Origin of the sequence: Dermatobacter hominis, from assembly GCF_020715685.1 — a bacterium.
Lineage (GTDB): Bacteria > Actinomycetota > Acidimicrobiia > Acidimicrobiales > Microtrichaceae > Dermatobacter > Dermatobacter hominis.
In genome coordinates this window covers 809,570-829,700 of record NZ_CP085840.1, presented here as the reverse complement: position 1 = coordinate 829,700, position 20,131 = coordinate 809,570, and the positions used below count along the sequence as shown (strand labels likewise).

Here is a 20,131-nt window from a genome sequence, read left to right as displayed (position 1 = left end):
ACATAGGGTCCGTCGCATGGCGAACGAGGACGTGGGCGACCTGGACGTCGCGGCGCTGCGGGCCCTGGTCGACCGGCAGGCCGTCGTCGACTGCATCCACCGCTACGCCAGGGGCGTCGACCGCGGTGACGTCGAGCTCGTCCGCTCGGCGTACCACCCGGACGCGGTCGAGGACCACGGCGCGTACATCGGCGACGTCGACGGGCTCGTGGACTTCCTGGCCTCGGCCCACGCGCCGTTCCCGGGCTACCAGCGCTTCGTCACCAACACCTCGGTCGACCTCGACGGGGACACGGCCCACGCCGAGAGCTACTACCTGTGCGTGCTCCGCCGCGACGACGCGGGCGAGGTCCTGCTGAGCGGCGGCCGCTACGTCGACCGGCTCGAGCGCCGGGACCGGACGTGGCGCATCGCCCGCCGGGTCGTGGTGGTCGAGTGGGAGGGCACGGCGCAGGGCGGGCCGCCGAGGTACCCGGTGTTCGTGGCGCCCCGGCGCGACGCCGACGACGTGTCGTACCTCCGCCCCCTCGACGTGTCCCGGGAGCGCCGGTCACCGCCCTCTCAGTAGGTACTCGAGCACCACGCGCTCGAACTCGTCCTTGCGCTCGATCATCGCCCAGTGCCCGCAGTCGGGGAACACGTGGACCTCGCAGTCGCGGATGACGCGCAGCGGCAGCAGCACGTTGTCGAGCGGGGTGACGCGGTCGTCGCGGCCCCACGTCACGAGCGTGGGCGCCTTGATGCGGGCGAGCGTCGCCACCTGGTCGGGGGCGCCGAGCGGGGCGCGCCGCATGGCGGCGAGCACCTTCGGGTTGAACATGCGACGCACGTCCGCCAGGGCGGCGGGGTCGTTGGCCGTCCGCCACCGCAGCTCGACGAACTCGTCCGTGAGGATCGCCGGGTCGAACACCATCGACTCCATCCACGCGACCAGGCGGTCGCGGGTCGGGTCCTCGACGAACTGCACCAGCAGCTTCACGCCCTCGGGCGGGCTCGCGCTGAACAGCCCGACCCCGAGGCCCCCGATGGTGACCAGCCGCGTGATCCGCTCGGGCTCGGCCGCCGCGACCCTGGCGGCCACGTTGCCGCCCATCGAGTTGCCGAGCACCGGGACCGGGCCGAGCTCGAGGGCGTCGAGCAGCGCGGTGACGGCGCCCGGGGCGACGGCGAGCGGGTTGTCGTCGCAGGGGGCGCTGGTGCCGAAGCCGGGGAAGTCGAGCGCGATCGTCCGGAAGTGCTCGGCGAACGCACCGAGGTTGTCGCGGAAGTTCGCCCACGCGCTGACGCCGGGACCGGACCCGTGCAGGAGCACGAGCGGCGGGCCGTCGCCGGCCTCGTGGTAGTGGAGCGCGCCGACCGGCGTGTCGACCGTGCGGCTGGTGGCGTCGTAGGTGAGGTCCATCGCTGTACCGATCAGTCCAATCTAGGGGTTAGGGTGTCGCGCCAGGAGGTGGAGCGCCCGATGGCGGAGCGGATCGAGATACCGGCGTCGTTCCCCGACGGTGGCGTCGCCGGACGGCGCGTGGTGATCACCGGCGCGAGCCGCGGCCTCGGCGAGCTGCTCGCCCACGCCTTCTCCCACGCCGGGGCACGGGTGGCCCTGGTCGCCCGCGACGAGGGCGACCTCAAGGAGGTGGCCGCCGCGCTGCCGGGCGAGTCGCTGGTCGTGGCCGGCGACGTCTGCGACGACGCGGTGAACGCAGCCGTCGCGGCGGCGGTGGTGGCGGAGTGGGGCGGCGTGGACGCGTGGATCTGCAACGCCGGCATCTCGCCGGTCGTCGCAGGACCGCTCGACGTCGACCCGGACGTGTGGCGCCACGTGCTCGAGGTGAACCTCACCGGCGCCTTCCTCGGGGCGAGGGCCGCCGCGTCGGTGATGGGCGACGGCGGACGGCTGATCTTCACCGGCTCGGTGCTCGCCGAGCGGCCCGCCCGCGGGCTCGCCGCCTACAGCGCGTCGAAGGCCGGGCTCGTCGCCCTGGCCAAGTCGCTGGCGCTCGATCTCGCGCCGGCCGGGATCACCGTGAACGTCGTGAACCCGGGCTGGTTCGACTCGCCGCTCGCCGCGGGCTGGACGTCGAACGAGCGGCTCTCCCGAGCGGTGCTGAACCACACCGCTCAGGGCCGGTGGGGCCGCCCGGCGGACCTGGCCGGGGCCTACCTGTTCCTGGCGTCGGAGGCCGCGGGGTTCGTGACCGGCACCGTGCTCGCGGTCGACGGCGGCTACCTGCTCGTCTGACCGGACGGGACCGACGGAGGGAGCGTGGACGTGGGGGAGCGGAGCGGTGACGGCGGTGGCCGTCGCGTCGTGGCGATCCTCGGGGCGGGAGGGGCGCTGGGCGCGGCCATCTCGTCCCGCCTGGCGTCGGAGCCGGAGACGGACCTGGTGCTGAGCGACCTGCGCGAGGACACGCTGGGTGCCACCGTCGACGGGCTCGAGGGCGCGACCGGATCGGTCGAGACCCTGCTCGCCGACGTGTCGGACCCCGACCAGGTCGACGAGGTGACGGCTCGGGCCGTCGAGCGGTTCGGCCGGCTCGACGTCGTGATCAGCAACGCCGGCGTGCTGTCGCCGAACGGCCGCATCCACAACCTGCGCACCGAGGACTGGGAGCGCGCCTTCCGGGTCAACGTGCTCGGCGCCGTCAACGCCGTGCGGTCGGCGGTCGGCGTCATGAGACCGCAGGGCGGTGGGTCGATCGTGCTCACCGCGTCGGTGTCGGGCATGACCGCGTGGAGCCACGCCGGCCCCTACTGCGTCACCAAGGCCGGGGTGATCGAGCTCGCCAAGGTCGCGGCCGTGGAGTACGCCCGCGACGGGATCCGCGTGAACTGCGTCTGCCCGGGGACGTTCCGATCGGCCATCCACGACGGGCTCCCGGACGAGGCGCTCGACGCCATCGCGGCGCGCCACCCGCTCGGGCTCGGCGCCGCCGCCGACGTGGCCGGGGCGTACTCCTACCTCGCCGGCGGGGGATCGGCCTGGACGACGGGTGCCGCGCTCGTGGTCGACGGCGGCTACGCCGCGCCCTGAGCCGGGGGCCCCGACCCCGTACGACCGCGCCGTGGGGTCGGCACCGGGGCCTCGCCGGTCCGGCATCAGCAGCCGAGCGCCCGCGCGATGACGAGGTGCTGGATCTCGTTGGTGCCCTCGCCGATCTCGAGCACCTTGGCGTCGCAGTAGAAGCGGGCCACCGGCGACTCGAGCATGTAGCCGACGCCGCCGTGGATCTGCACGGCCTCCGACGCCGCCCACGCCGCGAGCCGGCTGGCCTTCAGCTTCGCCATCGCCGCCTCCTTGAGGAACGGCTGGCCCGAGTCGCGGAGCCACGCCGCCCGGTAGGTCAGCCAGCGCGCCGCCTCGAGCTCGGTCGCCATGTCGGCGAGCTTGAACTGGATGGCCTGGAAGCTGCCGATCGGCTGGCCGAACTGACGACGCTCGCCGGCGTACGCGAGCGACAGGTCGAGCACGGCCTGGGTCAGGCTGAGCGACAGCGCGGCGATCGAGATCCGACCGACCTCGAGGGTCTGGAGGAACTGCCCCAGCCCCAGGTCCGGGTCGCCGACCAGGTGGTCGTCGGGCACCCAGACGTCGTCGAACCAGAGCTCGCGCGTGTCGAGCCCCCGCCAGCCGATGCCGCGCATCTTCGGCCCGATCGAGTAGCCGGGCGTGCCCTTCTCGACCACGAAGCTCCCGAAGCGAGGGCCGTTGTCGGCGTCGCCCGTGCGGGCCAGCACGGTCACCCCGAAGCTCATGTCGGTGCCGGCGTTCGAGATGAACGTCTTGCGGCCGTTGAGCAGCCACCCGCCGTCGTGGCGCTCCGCGCGGGTGCTGATGCCGCGTGCGTCGGAGCCGGCGTCGGGCTCGGTGAGCCCGAAGGCGCCGAGCACCCTGCCCTCGGCCAGCGGGCGCAGCCAGCGCTCGCGCTGCTCGTCGGTGCCGAACAGCAGCAGGGGCACCGACCCGATCGTGACGTGGGCCTGGAAGGCGGCGGCCACCGACTGGTCGGCGCGGCCGAGCTGCTCGAGCGCGGCGACGAAGCCGACGGTCGACATGCCGATGCCGCCCCACCGCTCGGGGACCAGCATGCCCAGCAGGCCGAGCTCGCCCATCTCCCGGAGCAGGTCGGTGGGGCACTCTGCGCGCTCCCAGGCCGCCGGCGCCCGGACGGCGATCTCCTTGTCGGCGAAGCTGCGGCAGAGCTCCGCGAGCTCCCGCTCCGCGTCATCGAGCGTCAGGTCCATCCCCGGAATATACTCACCTATTTAACGGCGAGCCCTCGGAACGGGCGTCGCCGCGGCGAGGGGCCGACGATCGTCCGGGGGGTCGATGTCCGACAGCGAGTGGGCGGCGTGGATCGGTGAGCACTGGACGCCCGACCTGACCCTCGGCGAGTGGTGGGACCTGCTGTTCGACGCGGGCCTCGCGTTCCCGACGTGGCCGGCCGGCCTCGGCGGCACCGGGGCCACCGCGGCCGAGGCACGCCGGGTCGCCGCGGCGCTGGCCGACGCCGGTGCGATCGCCGCGCCCGCGGGCAACGGCCCGAACATGGGGGGCCCGACGGTGATCGAGCACGGCACGGCGGAGCAACGGGAGCGGTTCGTCGCCCCGATGGGCCGCGGCAGGGCGCAGTGGTGCCAGCTGTTCAGCGAGCCCGGGGCCGGATCCGACCTGGCCAGCCTGTCGACGCGCGCCGAGCTCGACGGCGACGAGTGGGTCGTGTCCGGTCAGAAGGTGTGGAGCTCGAAGGCCGACGTCAGCGAGTGGGGGATGCTCCTCTGCCGGACCGACCTCGACGTGCCCAAGCACCGCGGCATCACGTTCCTCATGCTCGACATGCGCCAGCCCGGCGTCGAGGTCCGCCCGCTGGTGCAGATGAACGGCGCGAGCGAGTTCAGCGAGGTGTTCCTGACCGAGGCCCGTGTCCCGGTCGCGGACGTCGTCGGCGCGATCGGCGGGGGGTGGGACGTCGCCCGCACGACGCTGGCGCACGAGCGCGCCGCCTCGGCGGCCGCCGCCGGCACGGGCGCCGTGGTCGTCGAGGCCGGGACCATCGCCGGGAACCTCGACCGCCGGGTCGGCGACCTCGTGCGGGAGTGGGAGGCCGCCGGCGGGGCGCCGCGCCGGCAGCCGCCGCTGCTGAGCTCGCGGGCCGTCGTGCAGCTCGCCCGCGCGCGCGGCGTGGCGGACCGCCCGGCGCTGCGCGACCGGGTGGTGCGCTACTTCGTCCACAGCGAGGTGTACCGGCGGAACGGCCAGCGCGTCCGCGACCTGGCCCGCGCCCGGGTGCCGACCGCGCTCGACGGCTCGGCGATGAAGCTCGACCTGGCCCGGCTGGCGCACGAGTCCCGGGACGTGTCGATGGCGCTGCTCGGGCCCGACGCCATGCTCGCCGGCGACGACGCGCCCGACGGCGGCCGCGTCGTCCGCACCGGCCTCTCGGCCTTCGTGCCCTCGCTCGGCGGGGGCACGAACGAGATCCAGCGCAACATCGTCGGCGAGCGCACGTTGGGCCTGCCCCGCGAGCCGGCGGTGGACGCCGACGTCCCGTTCAGGGAGATGAGGAGGTCGTGACCGTGTCGCAGGACGGAGAGTCCCGGCAGGACGAGGCCGGCTCGGCGGGCGCACCGCCGTGGTCGGGCTGGGGGATGCGCTGGCCCGGCGCGGAGGTGGGCGCCCTCGCCGAGGCGGCGGGGTGCTCGGCGTTCTGCACCGGCGAGTTCGTCGACGGCAACGCCTACGTGACGCTCGCCGAGATGGCGGCGAACACGAGCTCCGCCCGGATCGGCACCGGCGTCGCCTACGCCTTCGCCCGGTCGCCGTTCGTGCACGCGTCGGCGATGCGCCACGTGGACAAGCTCGCACCGGGGCGCACGTTCCTGGGGCTCGGCGCCGGGACCCGTCGGATGAACGAGGACTGGTTCGCCGTCCCCGCCGACCGCCCGCTGGCCCGCATGGCCGACATGGTCGGGGCGGTGCGGGCCTACCTCCGGGCCCCGAACCGCCGGCCGGTCCGCCACGACGGCGAGTTCTACCCGATCGACGCCACGATCATGGCACCGGTGCTCGGGCCGATCGACGTCCCGATCGTCGTGGGCGCGTTCAACCGCGGGATGCTCGAGGTCGCCGGACGGGTGGCCGACGGCATCATCGGCCACGGGCTGTTCACCGACCGGTGGTGGGACGAGGTCGTCGACCCGCACCTGGCGGCCGGCGCGTCGAGCGCGGGCCGCGACGCCGGCTCGCTCCAGCGCTGGGGGTGGGTCATCACGTCGGTCGACGACGCCGATCCGGCCCGGGCGGAGCGCGACGCCCGTCTCATGGTCGGCTTCTACGTCACCGTGAAGACCTACGACACGCTCACCTCGATGCACGGGTGGGACGACGCCGTCCGCGCCGTCCGCGAGGCGTTCCGGGCCGGCGACATGGACGCGATGGCGGACGCGATCCCCGTCGACATGCTCGACGCCATCGCCGTGTACGGCACCGCGGCCGAGGCCCGGGACCGGTTGGCGGCGCGTCGGCGCCTGCCCGACCTGCGCTTCCACTCGGTCCCGTCGTTCATGGTCTCGCCGAGGCGGGCCACGGCGTACGCCGAGGCGATCGTCGAGCTCGTCGGCGACGGGGCGGCGAGCGCGGCGGGGGCCACCGCGACGGGAGGACGATCGTGACCGACACCAGCGCAGCGGACTACGGGCGGCTCACCGACGAGAGCTTCGAACGCTCGCGGTCGCGCATCGGCGTGCCGGTGCGGCTGCCGAACATGCCGCACAACCTGGAGGTGTCGCGCGACGGGATCCGGCACTTCGCCTACGGGTACGGCGACGACAACCCCCTGTACTGCGACGAGGAGCACGCCTCGGCCTCGCGCTGGGGCGGCGTCGTCGCCCCGCCGGCGTTCCTCTACACGATGGGCGAGGACGCCTCGCCCCGCCCGACGCCGCCCGAGCACAAGGCCGTCCTGCGGGGCGACCCGTTCGCCGGGCTGGGCTCGTACCAGGCGGTGATGGCGTTCGAGTGGTGGCGACCGCTCCACCTCGGCGACCGGCTCCGCTGCCTGCGCGCCCAGGTCGGCGTGCAGGACAAGCGGAGCGACTTCGGCGGCCGCAGCGCCCACGTCACGCACGACTTCATCTACGCCGACCAGGACGACCGGCTGCACGCCATCCGGCGCGGCACGTGGGTCAACACCGAGCGCAGCGCGTCCAAGGAGCGGTCCGGGGACCGCGATGACCGCCACCAGCTGGCCGAGCCGTACACCCCCGAGCAGCTCGCCGAGATCGACGCCGCCTACGCCGCGGAGTCGCGCCGCGGGGCCGAGCCGCGCTGGTTCGAGGACGTCGAGGTCGGCGACGAGCTCGACCGCAAGGTGAAGGGCCCGCTGACCACCACCGATGTCGTGGTGTGGCACCTCGGCTGGGGCATGCAGCTGACGCCCCCGGGCAGCTTCCGCCTCGCGTGGAAGGTGCGGCAGAAGGCGCCGGGGCTGTACCCGCCCAACTCGCTCAACGTGCCCGACACCGTGCAGCGCCTCCACTGGGAGCCCGAGCGGGCGCGCGAGCTGGGCCTGCCCATGTCGTACGACTACGGCGGGTTGCGGGAGGCGTGGCTCTGCCACCTCGTGACCGACTGGATGGGCGACGACGCCTGGCTGTGGCGGCTGGAGTGCCAGCACCGGCGCTTCAACTTCATGGGCGACGCGTCGTGGCTGACCGGCGAGGTCACCGACAAGCGCCGGGTCGACACCGACCAGGGCGTGCGGTCCGAGGTCCACCTCGACATCCGGGTGACCAACCAGCGCGGCGTCGTCACGAGCCCGGGCACCGCGGTGGTGCTGCTCCCCAGCCGGGAGCACGGACCGGTGGTGCTGCCGACTCCGCCCGCCGACTCGATCGACGCCATGCTCGAGCACGAGATCGACCGCCTCCGCGACTGACCCCCGCCCGCTCTGTTCCACCTTTTCGACGTCACAGCGTCGAAAAGGTGGAACAGAGCGGGCGACGGGGAGGAAGGGGAGAGAGCGGTCAGCGGAGGTGCGGGGGGCCCTCGCGCTTCGGCTGCACCAGCCGCTCGCCCGGCGGGCGGTTCCCGACGTGCGTGTAGAGCAGCCCGTTCTGCTTGGCCATGGATGGCGGCATCTCGGTCGCCTCCCAGATGGCCCGGACCGTGCCCTGGATCGCGATCGGGTCGCGCGCCGCGATCTGCGCCGCAACGTCGGCGGCGCGGGCCCGGAGGTCGCCGCCGGTGACGACCTCGGTCACGAGCCCGATCCGCTGGGCGGTGGCGGCGGTCAGGCGCTCGTCGGAGCCCATCAGCGCCCAGCGCAGGACCTCGCCCAGCGGGACGCCGCGGTGCAGCATGCCGATCGGCTCGACGGCCGACACGATCGACCCGTTGGCGTGCGGGTCGAAGAAGGTGGCCTCCTCGGCGGCGATCACGATGTCGCACTCGTTGACCATGTACTGGCCGCCGCCGGCGCACATGCCCTGCACGGCGCACACCACGGGCTTCCACACCTTGTTGGAGCGGGGTCCCAGGTAGGCGCCCGGGTCGACGTGGTTCCAGATGTTCTGGTCACGCCACCAGACGCCCTCCTTGACGTCCATGCCGGTGCAGAAGGCCCGGTCGCCGTTGGCCTGCAGCACCGCGACGTGGACGTCGTCGGTCTCGCGGACGGTGATCCAGGCGGCCTGCAGCTCCTCGCACATCGTCCGGTCGAACGAGTTCATCCGGTCGGGCCGGTCGAGCGTGATCGTGGCCACGTGGTCACGCACCTCGAACTCGATCGTCTCGTACCGCCCGCCGTCGTCCACGGCGCAAAATCGTAGACTGATTTCGATGGCGACCGAGGGGCCCAGGCGGAAGACCCACGCGGTGGTGGCCGACGAGCTGCGCGACCGGATCCTCAACGGCGAGCTGGTCGAGGGCGAGCACCTCCCGGTCGAGGAGGAGCTCACCGCCCAGTTCGGGGTGGCGCGCACGACGCTGCGAGAGGCCCTGCGGGTGCTCGAGTCGCAAGGGCTCATCACGATCCGTCGCGGCCGCGGCGGCGGCCCGATCGTCACGCACCCCGACCTCGCGCCGATCTCGATGGCGCTCGCGGCGTCGCTGCAGCTGCAGGGCACGTCGGTGTCGGACCTCGACGACGCCCGGCGCCTGATCGAGCCGCAGATCGCCGGCCAGCTGGCCCGCCGCCACCGTCCCGAGGACCTCACCGCGCTCCAGGAGGCGATCGACCTCGCGGCCGAGGCGGCCGAGCGGGACGACGCCATGGCGTTCGGCCTGGCCGCAGCCGGCGTCCACGACGCGCTGGTCGAGAGCTCCGGCAACCGGACCCTGTCCACGCTGTCGAAGCTGCTGCAGCACATGGTCCGCGCCTACTACACGCGCAACATCGACCGGATCGACCAGCGCCTGATGCGGCGGGCGGTGCGCGGCTACCGCAAGCTCCTCGACCTCATCGACGCCGGCGACGAGGCCGGGGCGGCCGCCCACTGGGAGGCCACGATGCGCTACACGATCGGCGCCCACGACGCCGACGAGCCGGTGACGGTCCTCGCCGTCGAGTGACGGCCCGCCGCCCGGCGGCTCAGGCCGGCTGGCGGGGGAGGCCCAGCACCCGCTCGCCGAGCAGGTTGCGCTGGATCTCGTGCGTGCCGCCGGCGATGCGGGCCTGCCGGGTGGCGTTCAGGTCGTGCGCGACGACGTCGCCGTCGCGGTCGTCGGGCGACCAGGCCTGCCCGGCCGGGCCGGCGATGTCGGCGATCAGCTCGGCGCACTCCTGCTCGAGCGACCCGCCGATGAGCTTCATCATCGAGCCGGCGGCGGGGTGGCCGTCGCACAGCGTGCCGCCGACGTAGCGGTCCCGCACCCACTCGAGCACCCGCTCCGTCGTGACGACCTTCGCGATCCGCTGGCGCAGGACGGGGTCGTCGAGCCGGCCGGTCCGCGTCGCGGCCCGCACGACCTGGCGCCGGCGCCGGCCCCCTCCCGAGCCGCCCATGTAGCCGGAACGCTCGCCGCCGAGCGTGCCCTGCGAGACCGACCAGCCGCCGTGGACCTCGCCGATCACGTCGTCGTCGCGGACCCGCACGCCCTCGAGGAAGACCTCGTTGAAGTGCCGGCCGCCCGTGATGTCGACGAGCGGCCGGACGGTCACGCCGGCCGCGCCCATCGGCAGGACGAACATCGTGATCCCGGCCTGCGGCTTGGGCGCATCGGGGTCGGTGCGGGCGAGCAGGAGGCCGAAGTCGGCCCGGGCGGCGTAGGACGACCACACCTTCTGGCCGTCGAGCACCCAGCCGTCGACGTCGCGGACGCCCCGGGTCCGCAGCGCCACGAGGTCGGAGCCGGCGTCCGGCTCGGAGAACAGCTGGCACCACTGCTCCTCGGCCCGGACGAGCGGGGGCACGTAGCGCGCCTTCTGCTCGTCGGAGGCCGACCGGAGGAGCGTGGCCAGCGCGAGGTGCATCCCGATCCGCAGCGGCCGCAGCGACGGCGCGTCGTAGCGGCGCAGCTCCGCCTCGACCACCTTCTGGTGCTCGGGCGTGAGCCCGCGACCGCCGTACTCGACCGGGACGTGCACGGCGGCGAGCCCCGCGGCGGCGAGCTCGCGCTGGAGCGCGACGGCGTCGTCGACGAAGGCCTGCTCGCCGTCGGGGGTGCGGGAGATGATGTCCTCGCGCCGGTCGTCGGCGAGCGGGTCGAGCAGCACGTAGCGGGCGTCCAGGAACTCCCGCACCTCGGCGCGGAAGCGTTCGACGTCGACCATGACCGGACGATAGCCGGGTGCGGAAATTCGGTTAGTATTTTCCGTCATGACCGGGACGACGCCTGCGCACCCGTGGGACCGGCGGCTGGGGTTCTGGTGGATCGCCGAGGACCACCCCGACGCGCCCGCGGTCCTGGCCGGGCCCGACGGACCGCTCACCTACGCCGAGCTGGCGGCTCGGGCGCACCAGCTGGTGCACCTCTTCCGCCACCTCGGCGCCGGTCCCGACGCGCCCGTGGCGGTCATGGCCGACAACGGCAACACGCTGCTCGAGGCGTCGCTCGCGTGCCACGAGAGCGGCCTGCACATGATCCCGCTCAACACCCACCTGAGCGCGCACGAGCTCGAGGCGATCCTGCGCCACTCGCAGGCCGGCGTGCTGCTCCTCGGCGCGCGCTTCGCCGCGCTCCTCGACGACGTCGACCTCTCGGGGCTCGACGTGACGGTGCTGGCCATCGGCGAGGCCGAGGGCCTGACCAGCCTCGCCGACGCTCGCGCCCCGCACCCCACGACCGAGCCCGCCGACCGGCGCCAGGGCGGTCTGTTCGTCTACACGTCGGGCACCACGGGGCATCCGAAGGGCATCCGCCGGCCCCTGGCGCAGGGCGACGTGGGCGAGCTCGCGAACGCCGCCGCCGTGTTCGGCCGCGCGTTCGACTTCCGGCCGTTCGAGGGACCGATGCTCGTGTCGACGGGCATGTTCCACGGCGGCTCGCACGCCTACTACATGGGTGGCCTCAACGTCGGCCACGCGCTCGTGGTCATGGATCGCTTCGACGCCGAGCGGACGCTGGCGACGATCGAGGAGCACCGGGTCCGGACCGGCTACATGGTGCCGACGCAGTTCCACCGGCTCCTGCAGCTCCCCGACGACGTGCGCCGCCGGTACGACCTGTCGAGCCTGCACTCGATCGTGCACTCGGCCGCGCCGTGCCCGAGGGTGGTCAAGGAGCAGATGCTCGCCTGGTGGGGCCCGGTGATCTGGGAGACGTACGGCGGCATGGAGGGCGCGGCGACGATCGCCAAGCCGGCCGCCTGGCTCGAGCACCCGGGCACCGTCGGCCGCGCCGTCCGCGGCGTGCGGCTGTCGATCCTCGACGACGACGGCAACGAGCTGCCGCCGGGCGAGGTCGGCAACATCTACGTCGACAACGGGGTCGGGTTCGCCTACCACGACGACCCCGAGCAGACGGCGGCCGCGTTCCGGGGCCGGCGCTTCAGCCTGGGCGACGTCGGCTACCTCGACGAGGACGGGTTCCTCTTCATCGCGGATCGCGCCAAGGACATGATCATCACCGGCGGCACCAACGTGTACCCGGCCGAGGTCGAGGGCGTCCTGCTCGACCACCCCGCCGTCCACGACGCCGGGGTCATCGGCGTGCCCGACCCCGACTGGGGCGAGACCGTCGCGGCCGTCGTGCAGCTCGTGGGGGACCGGGTGCCCGACGCCGGTGTCGAGGCCGAGCTCGAGGCGCACTGCCGGACCCGGCTCGCCAGCTACAAGGTGCCGCGCCGCTGGTTCTTCGCCGACGACCTGCCCCGCACCGAGGCCGGCAAGCTCGCCAAGCGGGCGCTGCGCGAGCGGTTCGTCCCCGCCGAGCGCTGACCGCGCCGGCGGGCACGGCCGTCAGGTGTTGCGGCCGCCGTTGACGCCGATCACCTGGCCGGTGATGTAGGACGACTCGTCCTGGCACAGGAACACGCAGACGTGGGCGATGTCCTCGGGCCGGCCGATCCTGCGCACCGGGGTGCGGGCGATCGCGTCGTCGACCCCGCCGGGCCCGAGCCGGCCGCGGGCGGCGTCGGCCTGCAGCATCGGCGTGTCGATGAACCCGGGCGGGATGGTGTTGACGGTGATCCCGTCGGGACCGTGCTCGAGCGCGAGCGACTTGGTCAGGCCGACCACCGCGCTCTTGGCCGCGACGTAGCCCGACAGGTACGGCTGGCCGCCGTGGGTGCTCGACGACGAGATGTTCACGACCCGTCCCCACCCCGCGTCGACCATGCCCGGCAGGACGACCTGGCAGAGGTGGAAGGTGCCGGTGAGGTTGACGTCGAGCACCCCCTGCCACTCCTCGAGGGTGATGCCGAGGAAGGGCCGGAAGAGTGGCCGCCCCGCGTTGTTGACGAGGATCAGCGGCACGCCCTGCTCCTCCCGTACCCGCTCGACCGTGGCCTCGACGCCCGGGCGGTCGGTGACGTCGCAGACGTGGCCGTGGACGTCGCGCCCGAGGTCGCGCAGCCGGGCGACCTGCTCGTCGAGCGCCTCCTGCTGGAGGTCGAGCACCGCCACGGAGCAGCCTTGCTCGGCGAGCGCCTCGGTGATGGCGAGCCCGATGCCGGACGCGCCGCCCGTCACGATCGCAGTGGTGCCTTCGAACGGCATGTCGTCTCCCTCGTCCGGTCCGAGGCGGTCAGTCTGCGTGAGCGGAGCGGTCGACGGTGACCGAGATGGCCTGCGTCGGGCACTGCACGACGGCGCGCTGCACCTGCTCCTCGAGCTCGGCGGGCACCTCGTCGACCAGGACCTCGGCCCAGCCCTCGTCCCCGATCCGGAACACCTCCGGGCAGATCACCATGCAGGCCCCGTGCGCCGCGCAGAGGTCGGGGTCGACGGTGACCTTCACCCGGCCGCCGGCGTGAACCGCAGGTGGAGCTGGGTCAGCCCACGCAGGATGAACGTCGGCACGTAGCGGTAGCGCCGCGCGTCGGGCGGTCCGTGGTGCTCGTCGTCGATGGCGATGTCGGCGGTCCGGTCGAGCAGCCGCTCGATGCTCACGACCGCCTCGGCGCGGGCCAGCGGTGCGCCCGGGCAGGTGTGCACGCCACGCCCGAAGGTGACGTGGCTGCGGGCGTTCTCCCTCGTGGGGTCGAACACGTCGGGGTCGGGGAAGCGGGCCGGGTCGCGGTTGGCGGCGGCGTTCACGAGCATGACGGTGGTGCCGGCCGGCAGCTCGACGCCGCCGACGGTCACCGGCACCTTCGACAGGCGGAAGTCGCCGCGGACCGGCGACTCGTAGCGGAGGCACTCCTCGATGAAGTTGGGCACCAGCGAGCGGTCGGCGCGCAGCGACGCCTGCAGCTCGGGGTCCTCGGCGATCAACATGGCGGCGGTGCTCAGCAGGCGGACGGTCGTCTCGCCGCCGGCCGCGAACAGGTTGGCCGCGACGCGCACGGCGTCGATGACCTCGGGCGTGCTGCCGTCGGGGAACGTGGCGGCGGCGACGCCGGTCAGCACGTCGTCCTGCGGCGCCGCCCGGCGGTCGGCGATGTAGACGCCGAACCGCTCGTACAGGTACTCGAGCGGCGAGTGCTTCATGTCCTCGCCCTTGGTGCTGCCGACCGTGCCGGCCTTGTTGAGCATCGCCTCCCGGAACTCAGGGTGGTCCTCCTCGGGGACGCCGAGCAGGTCGGCGACCACGAGCATGGCGACGGGTGCGGCGAAGTCGCCGATGAGCTCGGTGCGGCCGTCGCCCGACAGGGCGTGATCGAGCTGCTCGTCGACGATGCGGCGGATGAACTGCTCGTTCTCCCGCAGGCGCTTCGGCGTGATCATCCGGGCGAGCAGGGCGCGGTGGTCGGTGTGGACCGGCGGGTCGAGCGTCGGCAGCTGGTCGCTGAACGGCAGGTCGTCGCGGTGCTGTTCGATCAGCTCCGAGATGTCGTCGAGGCCGTCGACCGGGACCGGGAAGCCGGGGAACGGTCCGGTCACCGAGGTGCACGACGAGAAGTGCTCGGTGTCGTTGTAGATCGACACGACCTCGTCGTAGCCCGTCACCATCACGACGTCGTGGTGCACCTCGCGGCGCAGCGGGCACTCGTCACGGAGGGCGCGGAACCAGTCGTACGGGTCGCGCAGCAGCTCCCCGTCGGTGAAGAAGTCCGGCGCGTCGATGTCCTGGGTCATGGTGTCCTCGGTCGTGGCGTCGTCGCTCATGGCCCCCACCCGGTGTGCCCGTCCGTCGTCAGAAGCTAGCGCGTGAGAGAACGACGTTTCCGTGGGACGGGCACGTCGGTCTCATCCAACGGCATGACCGTCCCCGAGCCACATCGCCTGTGCTAAGCAGTCGCACAGCAGCGTTCGCCTACGCAGCCCTGGCCGACCCGCCATCGCTGCGTGGGCACTCGCACAGCAGCATCCGCGCCGACCGGGGGGTCTCGATGTCGATCGCCAGCGAGGAGCTCCACTACGACCCGTACACGGTCGAGCTGGCGCCTGACCCGAACGAGGTGTACCGCCGGCTCCGCGAGGAGGCGCCGCTGTACCACAACGAGGAGAAGGACTTCTGGGCCCTGTCGCGCTTCGCCGACATCGAGGCCGCCTTCCGCGACGTCGACCGGTACAGCTCGGCGCACGGCAACATCCTCGAGGTCATCAAGGCCGATCCGGCGATCCCGCCCGGGATGTTCATCAACGAGGACCCGCCCGACCACACGATCCACCGGGCGCTCGTGGCCCGGGCGTTCACGCCGCGGCGCATGCGCGACGTCGAGGACCGCATCCGGGCGTTCTGCGTGTCGTGCCTCGAGCCGTTCGAGGGCGCGGACCGGTTCGACTTCGTGGCCGACCTCGGCGACGAGCTGCCGATGCGGGCGATCGGGATGCTCCTCGGCATCCCCGACTCGATGCAGCCGGCGGAGCGCGACCGCACGGACCGGCGCCTCCACTCCGAGGCGGGCAGCCCGATGGCCGTTCGCCGCGATCGCTACTTCACGGCCGACAGCTTCGGCGAGTACGTCGACTGGCGCGCCGAGCACCCGTCGGACGACCTGGTGACCGAACTCCTCGGCGTCGAGTTCACCGACTCGAGCGGCGTCACCCGCCGGCTGACCCGGGACGAGCTGCTCATCTTCGTCGGCGTCATCGCCGGCGCCGGCTTCGAGACCACCGGCCGGCTGATCGGCTGGCTCGGCCGGATCCTCGGCGACCACCCCGACGTGCGCCGAGAGGTGGCGGCCGATCCCTCGCTGCTGCCGAGCGTGGTCGACGAGGTCCTCCGCTACGAGCCGACCGGAGCGAGCATCGCCCGCTACGTCAACGTCGACGTCCAGCTGCACGGTCAGACGCTGCCGGCCGGCAGCGCGCTGATGCTGGTCGTGGCCGCCGGCAACCGGGACCCGCGCCGGTTCACCGACCCGGACCGCTTCGACATCCACCGCACCGACGGCACGCACCTGACCTTCGGCCACGGCGCCCACTTCTGCCTCGGCGCCTCGCTGGCCCGGCTCGAGGGGCGGATCGCGCTCGAGGAGGTCCTGGCGCGGTTCCCCGACTGGGAGGTCGACGACGACGCGGCCCGGCGGGTGTACACCTCGACGATGCGCGGATGGGAGACCTTGCCCGTCCACCTCGGTTGAGCGTCGGGGCCCGGCCGGCCGGACCGGCGCGCTCAGCCCGGCAGCTCGGCGACGACCGCGGCGCGCGCCGCGTCGAACGACAGGTGCCCGGCGATGGCGGTGCTCTCGGCCAGCGGCTCCTCGTAGGACCAGGCGACGTCGGCCACGATGGACCCGTCGACGACGGCGTCCCAGTACGTCGCCCAGCCCTTGTAGTTGCAGTAGGTCGACGTCGAGGACCGGCGCAGCAGGTCGGTGCGGACGAGCCCCGGCTCCACGTACAGCCGCGGCGCGAGCCCGGTCTCGAACAGCGCGACGGTGCGGTCGGCGTCGACGAGCACCTCGCCGGCGACCTCGACGCGCAGCCGTCGGTCGCCCGGACGGCAGTCGACCCGGTGGTACGGGTTGGGCGGGTAGTGCACGAGCTCCCGTCCCTCCTCGGTCCAGGTGTCGACCGCGTCCCACGGCACGGTGACGAAGCCGGGCGACAGGGGAGCGGGCTCGGACGGCAGGTCCGCCACGGCGTCGGCCGGGAAGGCGTACTGGAGGGTGCGGCCCGGGCGGTGCACGAGCAGGGCCCGCTCGGTGTCGATCACCGCGACCCCGTCGACCACGCCGCGGATCCGGCGCGGGTGCGGCTCGACGTAGGTGGTGCCGCCGTCGGGCAGGGCAGGGGAGGACGAGCCGGCCGGCTCCGTGCCCAGCGGTCCGCGGACGTGGGTGAGGCTCACGCCGACCCCGCCGGGAGGGCCCGCTGGACGGGGGCCGCCGTCGGTGTTCCCGGGTGCAGGACGACGGCCGGCGGCTCCACCGTGGGGACGGTAACCGACGTCGACGTCGGAATCACCCCTCCGATCGGCCGGTGTTATGGTCGCCGCCGACGTCCATCCGATCCCGGCGGGGGCACGAGCGCCGGGGGAACGCCGGTCGGCGACGGTGGTGCGGGCGGCGGTGCCGCCGGCTCCGGGGTGGCCGGTCCGAGGGCGAGCAGGAGGCCGGAGTGACCACCGTCGAGGAGCCCGAGCTCTACTACGACCCGTTCGACATCGAGCTCGACCGGGACCCGTACCCGGTGTGGCGCCGGCTCCGGGAGGAGGCGCCCCTCTGGTACAACGAGCGCCACGACTTCTGGGCGCTGAGCCGCTTCGCGGACGTCCAGGAGGCGATGCGCGACTGGGACGCCTACCGCTCCGGCAAGGGGTCCACGCTCGACTTCATCAAGGCCGGGATCGAGGTCCCGGCGGGGATCATCCTCATGGAGGACCCGCCGGTCCACGACGTGCACCGCGGCCTCCTGTCCCGGGTGTTCACGCCGCGCCGCATGAACGCGCTCGAGGACCAGGTCCGGGCCTTCTGCGCTCGCAGCCTCGACCCGCTGGTCGGCTCGGGCGGGTTCGACTTCATCGCCGACCTCGGCGCGCAGATGCCCATGCGCACGATCGGGATGCTGCTCGGCATCCCCGAGGACGACCAGGAGGAGATCCGCGACCGCATGGACGCGGCCCTCTCGCTCGACGTGGACCGCGACGAGGGGCCCTTCGGCGGCGTCGACTTCAGCCCATACGTCGACGACCGCATGGCGCACCCGCGCGACGACCTGATGAGCGAGCTCATCCACACGGAGTTCACCGACGAGACCGGGACCGTCCGCACGCTCACCCGCGACGAGGCCCTGCTGTACATCGTGATGATCGCCGGCGCGGGCAACGAGACGGCGACGCGGCTGATCGGCTGGACGGGCAAGCTGCTGGCCGAGCACCCCGACCAGCGCCGCCAGATCGTGGAGGACCGGTCGCTCGTCAACCAGGCGGTCGAGGAGATCCTGCGCTTCGAGGCGCCGTCGCCGGTCCAGGCGAGGGTCTGCTCCCGCGACGTCGAGTGGTACGGCGAGCACCTCCCCGCGGGCAGCGTGATCGTGCTGCTCAACGGGTCGGCCAACCGCGACGACCGGGAGTTCGCCGACGGCGACCGCTTCGACATCCACCGGGAGCAGCGCAGCCACCTCAGCTTCGGCCACGGCATCCACTTCTGCCTCGGCGCCGCGCTCGCCCGCGTCGAGGGGCGGGTCGCGCTCGACGAGGTGCTCGACCGGTGGCCCGAGTGGGACGTCGACTGGGACAACGCCAAGCAGGCCCACACCGCCCACGTGCGGGGGTGGGAGCGGCTGCCGGTGCGCACCGGCTGACCACCGCCACGACGGTCGCCCGCCGGCGGCCCGACCGAACCAGACATCCGATCGAGGGAGCACGCACACCATGTCCGAGTACGAGTACGTCCGCTACGAGCCGCTCGACGACGGCCGCATCGTGCGGATCCTGCTGGACCGGCCCGAGGCGCGGAACGCCCAGAACCGCGGGATGCTCGTGGAGCTGCACGACGCCTTCCTGCGGGCCGAGGCCGACGACGACGTGCGCGTGGTGATCCTCGGCGGCGCCGGCCCCATGTTCACCTCGGGCCACGACCTCGGCTCGAAGGTGTCGATCGAGGAGATGCAGACGCATCCGTCGTGGCAGGAGAACGGCGCCACCCGCCAGGGGGCCGAGCGCCTGATGCTCCAGGAGTGGCACCACTACTTCGAGAACACCCGGCGCTGGCGCAACCTGCGCAAGATCACGATCGCCCAGGTGCACGGGCCGGTGTACGCCGCGGGGCTGATGCTCATGTGGGCCTGCGACCTCATCGTCGCCGCCGACGACGTGGTGTTCGCGGACGTGGTCGGCACCCGCCTGGGGATGTGCGGCGTCGAGTACTTCGCCCACCCGTGGGAGTTCGGTCCGAGGAAGGCGAAGGAGCTCCTGCTCACCGGCGACTCGCTGTCGGTCGACGAGGCGTACCAGCTCGGCATGGTGTCCAAGGTGTTCCCGGTCGACGAGCTGCCGGAGCGCACCCTCGAGTTCGCACGCCGCATCGCGGACACCCCGACGATGGCCGCCCTGCTCATCAAGGAGGCGGTCAACCAGAGCGTCGACAACATGGGCTTCTACAACGCGCTCAACGCGTGCTTCACGCTGCACGAGCTGAACCACTCGCACTGGGCGCAGGTGCACGACGACCGGTACCCGATCGCCCAGGAGTCCGACGGCGTCCCGAACTGGAAGGAGGCGCCGCCCGTCGTGCCGGCGCGTCGCGACCAGGTCCGGGCCGAGGGCTGAGGGTCGGACGGGACGAGGAGGGACACGATGGGTGACGAGCTCCTGGTGGCGGTCGACGACGGCATCGCCGTCGTGACGTTGAACCGGCCCGAGTCGCTGAACGCGACCGACGAGGCGCTGCACGGCGCGCTCGCGGCGGTCTGGCCGAGGCTGTCGGCGGACCCCGACGTGCTGGCGATCGTGCTGACCGGCAGCGGGCGGGCCTTCTCGGGTGGTGGCGACCTCGACCTGCTGCAGCGCATGACCGGGGACCTCGCGCTGCGCGAGCGGATCATGGCCGAGGGGGTGGACATCGTCGAGGCGATGACCGCCGTGCCCGTGCCGATCGTCGCCGCGGTCAACGGCCCGGCCGTCGGGCTGGGCTGCAGCCTGGCCGCGATGAGCGACCTCGTCGTGATGGAGGAGCAGGCGTACTACGCCGACCCGCACGTCATGCTCGGCCTCGTGGCGGCCGACGGCGGCGCCCTGACGTGGCCGCTCCTGACCAGCCTGCTGCGGGCCAAGGAGTTCCTGCTGCTCGGGGACCGCCTCCCCGCGGCCCAGGCGCTCGAGCTGGGGCTCGCCAACCGGGTCGTGCCGACCGGCACGGCGCTCGACGTCGCCACCGAGCTGGCCCGGCGCCTGGCCGCGCTGCCCCCGCAGGCGGTGCGCGAGACGAAGGTCGCGCTGAACACCGCACTGCGCGCCGCGGTCGACTCGGTGCTGCGCCCGAGCATCGACGCCGAGACCCGGTCGTTCGACGAACCCGCGTTCCGGGCGAACCTCGCCCGCATGCTCGAGCGCTCTCGCTGAGCGGGACGCCACCGGCGCCGGCACCGGTGCCGGGCCGTACTGTCCGACCGCCGGCCGACCGACCTCGGCCGGCACTCA

Annotated in this window: 20 protein-coding genes; 12 read left to right on the top strand and 8 right to left on the bottom strand. The window is 73.2% G+C overall.

Going from position 1 to position 20,131, the window contains the following annotated elements; genetic code table 11:
- Positions 1-16 precede the first annotated feature (16 nt).
- Positions 17-568, top strand: a complete 552-nt coding sequence (locus LH044_RS03910) for a nuclear transport factor 2 family protein (RefSeq protein WP_227758495.1) — start codon at positions 17-19, stop codon at positions 566-568.
- Here LH044_RS03910 and LH044_RS03905 read toward each other — a convergent pair.
- Positions 551-1,402 carry an alpha/beta fold hydrolase gene (locus LH044_RS03905; RefSeq protein WP_227758494.1) on the bottom strand — a complete coding sequence of 284 codons (852 nt, stop codon included), beginning with the start codon at positions 1,400-1,402 and terminating at the stop codon, positions 551-553. The two genes, LH044_RS03910 and LH044_RS03905, sit on opposite strands and share 18 nt — an antisense overlap.
- A 33-nt stretch (positions 1,403-1,435) precedes the next feature.
- Between LH044_RS03905 and LH044_RS03900 the strand changes: the two genes are divergently transcribed.
- Both LH044_RS03900 and LH044_RS03895 read left to right on the top strand, forming a co-directional pair.
- Complete coding sequence (locus LH044_RS03900) at positions 1,436-2,239, top strand: SDR family NAD(P)-dependent oxidoreductase (RefSeq protein ID WP_227758493.1); 804 nt, start codon at positions 1,436-1,438, stop codon at positions 2,237-2,239.
- 24 nt (positions 2,240-2,263) lie between these two features.
- Positions 2,264-3,034 (top strand): SDR family NAD(P)-dependent oxidoreductase, encoded by a 771-nt coding sequence (locus tag LH044_RS03895; RefSeq protein WP_227758492.1) that lies wholly within the window; start codon positions 2,264-2,266, stop codon positions 3,032-3,034.
- 65 nt (positions 3,035-3,099) lie between these two features.
- Here LH044_RS03895 and LH044_RS03890 read toward each other — a convergent pair whose 3' ends face one another.
- Positions 3,100-4,245, bottom strand: coding sequence for an acyl-CoA dehydrogenase family protein (locus LH044_RS03890; protein ID WP_227758491.1), 1,146 nt, complete (start codon positions 4,243-4,245; stop codon positions 3,100-3,102).
- An 85-nt stretch (positions 4,246-4,330) separates the two neighbouring features.
- Here LH044_RS03890 and LH044_RS03885 point away from each other — a divergent pair, with 85 nt between their 5' ends.
- From LH044_RS03885 to LH044_RS03875, 3 genes are all read left to right on the top strand, one after another.
- Positions 4,331-5,575: an acyl-CoA dehydrogenase family protein gene (locus tag LH044_RS03885; protein WP_227758490.1), complete on the top strand. Its 1,245-nt coding sequence runs from the start codon at positions 4,331-4,333 to the stop codon at positions 5,573-5,575.
- Between the two features lie 74 nt (positions 5,576-5,649).
- On the top strand, positions 5,650-6,672 hold the full coding sequence (locus LH044_RS03880; RefSeq protein ID WP_374210589.1) for an LLM class flavin-dependent oxidoreductase: 1,023 nt from the start codon (positions 5,650-5,652) through the stop codon (positions 6,670-6,672).
- Positions 6,669-7,937, top strand: a complete 1,269-nt coding sequence (locus LH044_RS03875; protein ID WP_227758488.1) for an FAS1-like dehydratase domain-containing protein — start codon at positions 6,669-6,671, stop codon at positions 7,935-7,937. The genes LH044_RS03880 and LH044_RS03875 overlap by 4 nt, the downstream gene beginning before the upstream one ends.
- An 88-nt stretch (positions 7,938-8,025) precedes the next feature.
- Here LH044_RS03875 and LH044_RS03870 read toward each other — a convergent pair whose 3' ends face one another.
- Positions 8,026-8,814 (bottom strand): enoyl-CoA hydratase/isomerase family protein, encoded by a 789-nt coding sequence (locus LH044_RS03870; RefSeq protein ID WP_227758487.1) that lies wholly within the window; start codon positions 8,812-8,814, stop codon positions 8,026-8,028.
- 25 nt (positions 8,815-8,839) lie between these two features.
- On the opposite strand from LH044_RS03870, the gene LH044_RS03865 reads away from it, so the two are divergent.
- Positions 8,840-9,571 carry a FadR/GntR family transcriptional regulator gene (locus tag LH044_RS03865; RefSeq protein ID WP_227758486.1) on the top strand — a complete coding sequence of 244 codons (732 nt, stop codon included), beginning with the start codon at positions 8,840-8,842 and terminating at the stop codon, positions 9,569-9,571.
- Between the two features lie 19 nt (positions 9,572-9,590).
- Here the strand turns inward: LH044_RS03865 and LH044_RS03860 are convergent, their stop codons facing one another.
- On the bottom strand, positions 9,591-10,772 hold the full coding sequence (locus tag LH044_RS03860) for an acyl-CoA dehydrogenase family protein (protein ID WP_227758485.1): 1,182 nt from the start codon (positions 10,770-10,772) through the stop codon (positions 9,591-9,593).
- A gap of 46 nt (positions 10,773-10,818) precedes the next feature.
- Between LH044_RS03860 and LH044_RS03855 the strand changes: the two genes are divergently transcribed.
- Positions 10,819-12,378: an AMP-binding protein gene (locus LH044_RS03855; protein WP_227758484.1), complete on the top strand. Its 1,560-nt coding sequence runs from the start codon at positions 10,819-10,821 to the stop codon at positions 12,376-12,378.
- A 21-nt stretch (positions 12,379-12,399) separates the two neighbouring features.
- Here LH044_RS03855 and LH044_RS03850 read toward each other — a convergent pair whose 3' ends face one another.
- The 3 genes from LH044_RS03850 to LH044_RS03840 are packed head-to-tail and all read right to left on the bottom strand — an operon-like array spanning position 12,400 to position 14,709.
- Positions 12,400-13,158, bottom strand: coding sequence for an SDR family NAD(P)-dependent oxidoreductase (locus LH044_RS03850; RefSeq protein ID WP_227758483.1), 759 nt, complete (start codon positions 13,156-13,158; stop codon positions 12,400-12,402).
- A 28-nt stretch (positions 13,159-13,186) separates the two neighbouring features.
- A complete protein-coding gene (locus LH044_RS03845) occupies positions 13,187-13,399 on the bottom strand; it encodes a ferredoxin (protein ID WP_227758482.1) in 213 nt (70 codons plus the stop codon).
- Complete coding sequence (locus LH044_RS03840; protein WP_227758481.1) at positions 13,396-14,709, bottom strand: cytochrome P450; 1,314 nt, start codon at positions 14,707-14,709, stop codon at positions 13,396-13,398. Before LH044_RS03840 ends, LH044_RS03845 begins: the two co-directional genes overlap by 4 nt.
- Before the next feature lie 224 nt (positions 14,710-14,933).
- Here LH044_RS03840 and LH044_RS03835 point away from each other — a divergent pair, with 224 nt between their 5' ends.
- A complete protein-coding gene (locus tag LH044_RS03835; RefSeq protein ID WP_227758480.1) occupies positions 14,934-16,130 on the top strand; it encodes a cytochrome P450 in 1,197 nt (398 codons plus the stop codon).
- Positions 16,131-16,162: 32 nt separating this feature from the next.
- On the opposite strand, the gene LH044_RS03830 is transcribed toward LH044_RS03835, so the two are convergent.
- Positions 16,163-16,840, bottom strand: a complete 678-nt coding sequence (locus LH044_RS03830) for a DUF427 domain-containing protein (RefSeq protein WP_227758479.1) — start codon at positions 16,838-16,840, stop codon at positions 16,163-16,165.
- 269 nt (positions 16,841-17,109) lie between these two features.
- Between LH044_RS03830 and LH044_RS03825 the strand changes: the two genes are divergently transcribed.
- The 3 genes from LH044_RS03825 to LH044_RS03815 all read left to right on the top strand — a co-directional run bounded on the left by LH044_RS03825 (position 17,110) and on the right by LH044_RS03815 (position 20,053).
- On the top strand, positions 17,110-18,294 hold the full coding sequence (locus tag LH044_RS03825) for a cytochrome P450 (protein ID WP_227758478.1): 1,185 nt from the start codon (positions 17,110-17,112) through the stop codon (positions 18,292-18,294).
- 70 nt (positions 18,295-18,364) lie between these two features.
- Positions 18,365-19,261, top strand: coding sequence for an enoyl-CoA hydratase (locus LH044_RS03820; protein WP_227758477.1), 897 nt, complete (start codon positions 18,365-18,367; stop codon positions 19,259-19,261).
- A gap of 27 nt (positions 19,262-19,288) precedes the next feature.
- A complete protein-coding gene (locus LH044_RS03815) occupies positions 19,289-20,053 on the top strand; it encodes an enoyl-CoA hydratase/isomerase family protein (RefSeq protein ID WP_227758476.1) in 765 nt (254 codons plus the stop codon).
- The last annotated feature ends 78 nt before the right edge of the window (positions 20,054-20,131 follow it).

Excerpts from the sequence above, each read along its gene's own strand:
- LH044_RS03885 (WP_227758490.1), top strand. The coding sequence starts at position 4,331 with ATGTCCGACAGCGAGTGGGCGGCGTGGATCGGTGAGCACTGGACGCCC.
- LH044_RS03860 (WP_227758485.1), bottom strand. The coding sequence starts at position 10,772 with ATGGTCGACGTCGAACGCTTCCGCGCCGAGGTGCGGGAGTTCCTGGAC.
- LH044_RS03855 (WP_227758484.1), top strand. The coding sequence starts at position 10,819 with ATGACCGGGACGACGCCTGCGCACCCGTGGGACCGGCGGCTGGGGTTC.
- LH044_RS03820 (WP_227758477.1), top strand. The coding sequence starts at position 18,365 with ATGTCCGAGTACGAGTACGTCCGCTACGAGCCGCTCGACGACGGCCGC.
- LH044_RS03910 (WP_227758495.1), top strand. The coding sequence starts at position 17 with ATGGCGAACGAGGACGTGGGCGACCTGGACGTCGCGGCGCTGCGGGCC.
- LH044_RS03880 (WP_374210589.1), top strand. The coding sequence starts at position 5,650 with ATGCGCTGGCCCGGCGCGGAGGTGGGCGCCCTCGCCGAGGCGGCGGGG.
- LH044_RS03815 (WP_227758476.1), top strand. The coding sequence starts at position 19,289 with ATGGGTGACGAGCTCCTGGTGGCGGTCGACGACGGCATCGCCGTCGTG.
- LH044_RS03865 (WP_227758486.1), top strand. The coding sequence starts at position 8,840 with ATGGCGACCGAGGGGCCCAGGCGGAAGACCCACGCGGTGGTGGCCGAC.
- LH044_RS03890 (WP_227758491.1), bottom strand. The coding sequence starts at position 4,245 with ATGGACCTGACGCTCGATGACGCGGAGCGGGAGCTCGCGGAGCTCTGC.
- LH044_RS03840 (WP_227758481.1), bottom strand. The coding sequence starts at position 14,709 with ATGAGCGACGACGCCACGACCGAGGACACCATGACCCAGGACATCGAC.
- LH044_RS03850 (WP_227758483.1), bottom strand. The coding sequence starts at position 13,158 with ATGCCGTTCGAAGGCACCACTGCGATCGTGACGGGCGGCGCGTCCGGC.
- LH044_RS03835 (WP_227758480.1), top strand. The coding sequence starts at position 14,934 with ATGTCGATCGCCAGCGAGGAGCTCCACTACGACCCGTACACGGTCGAG.
- LH044_RS03905 (WP_227758494.1), bottom strand. The coding sequence starts at position 1,402 with ATGGACCTCACCTACGACGCCACCAGCCGCACGGTCGACACGCCGGTC.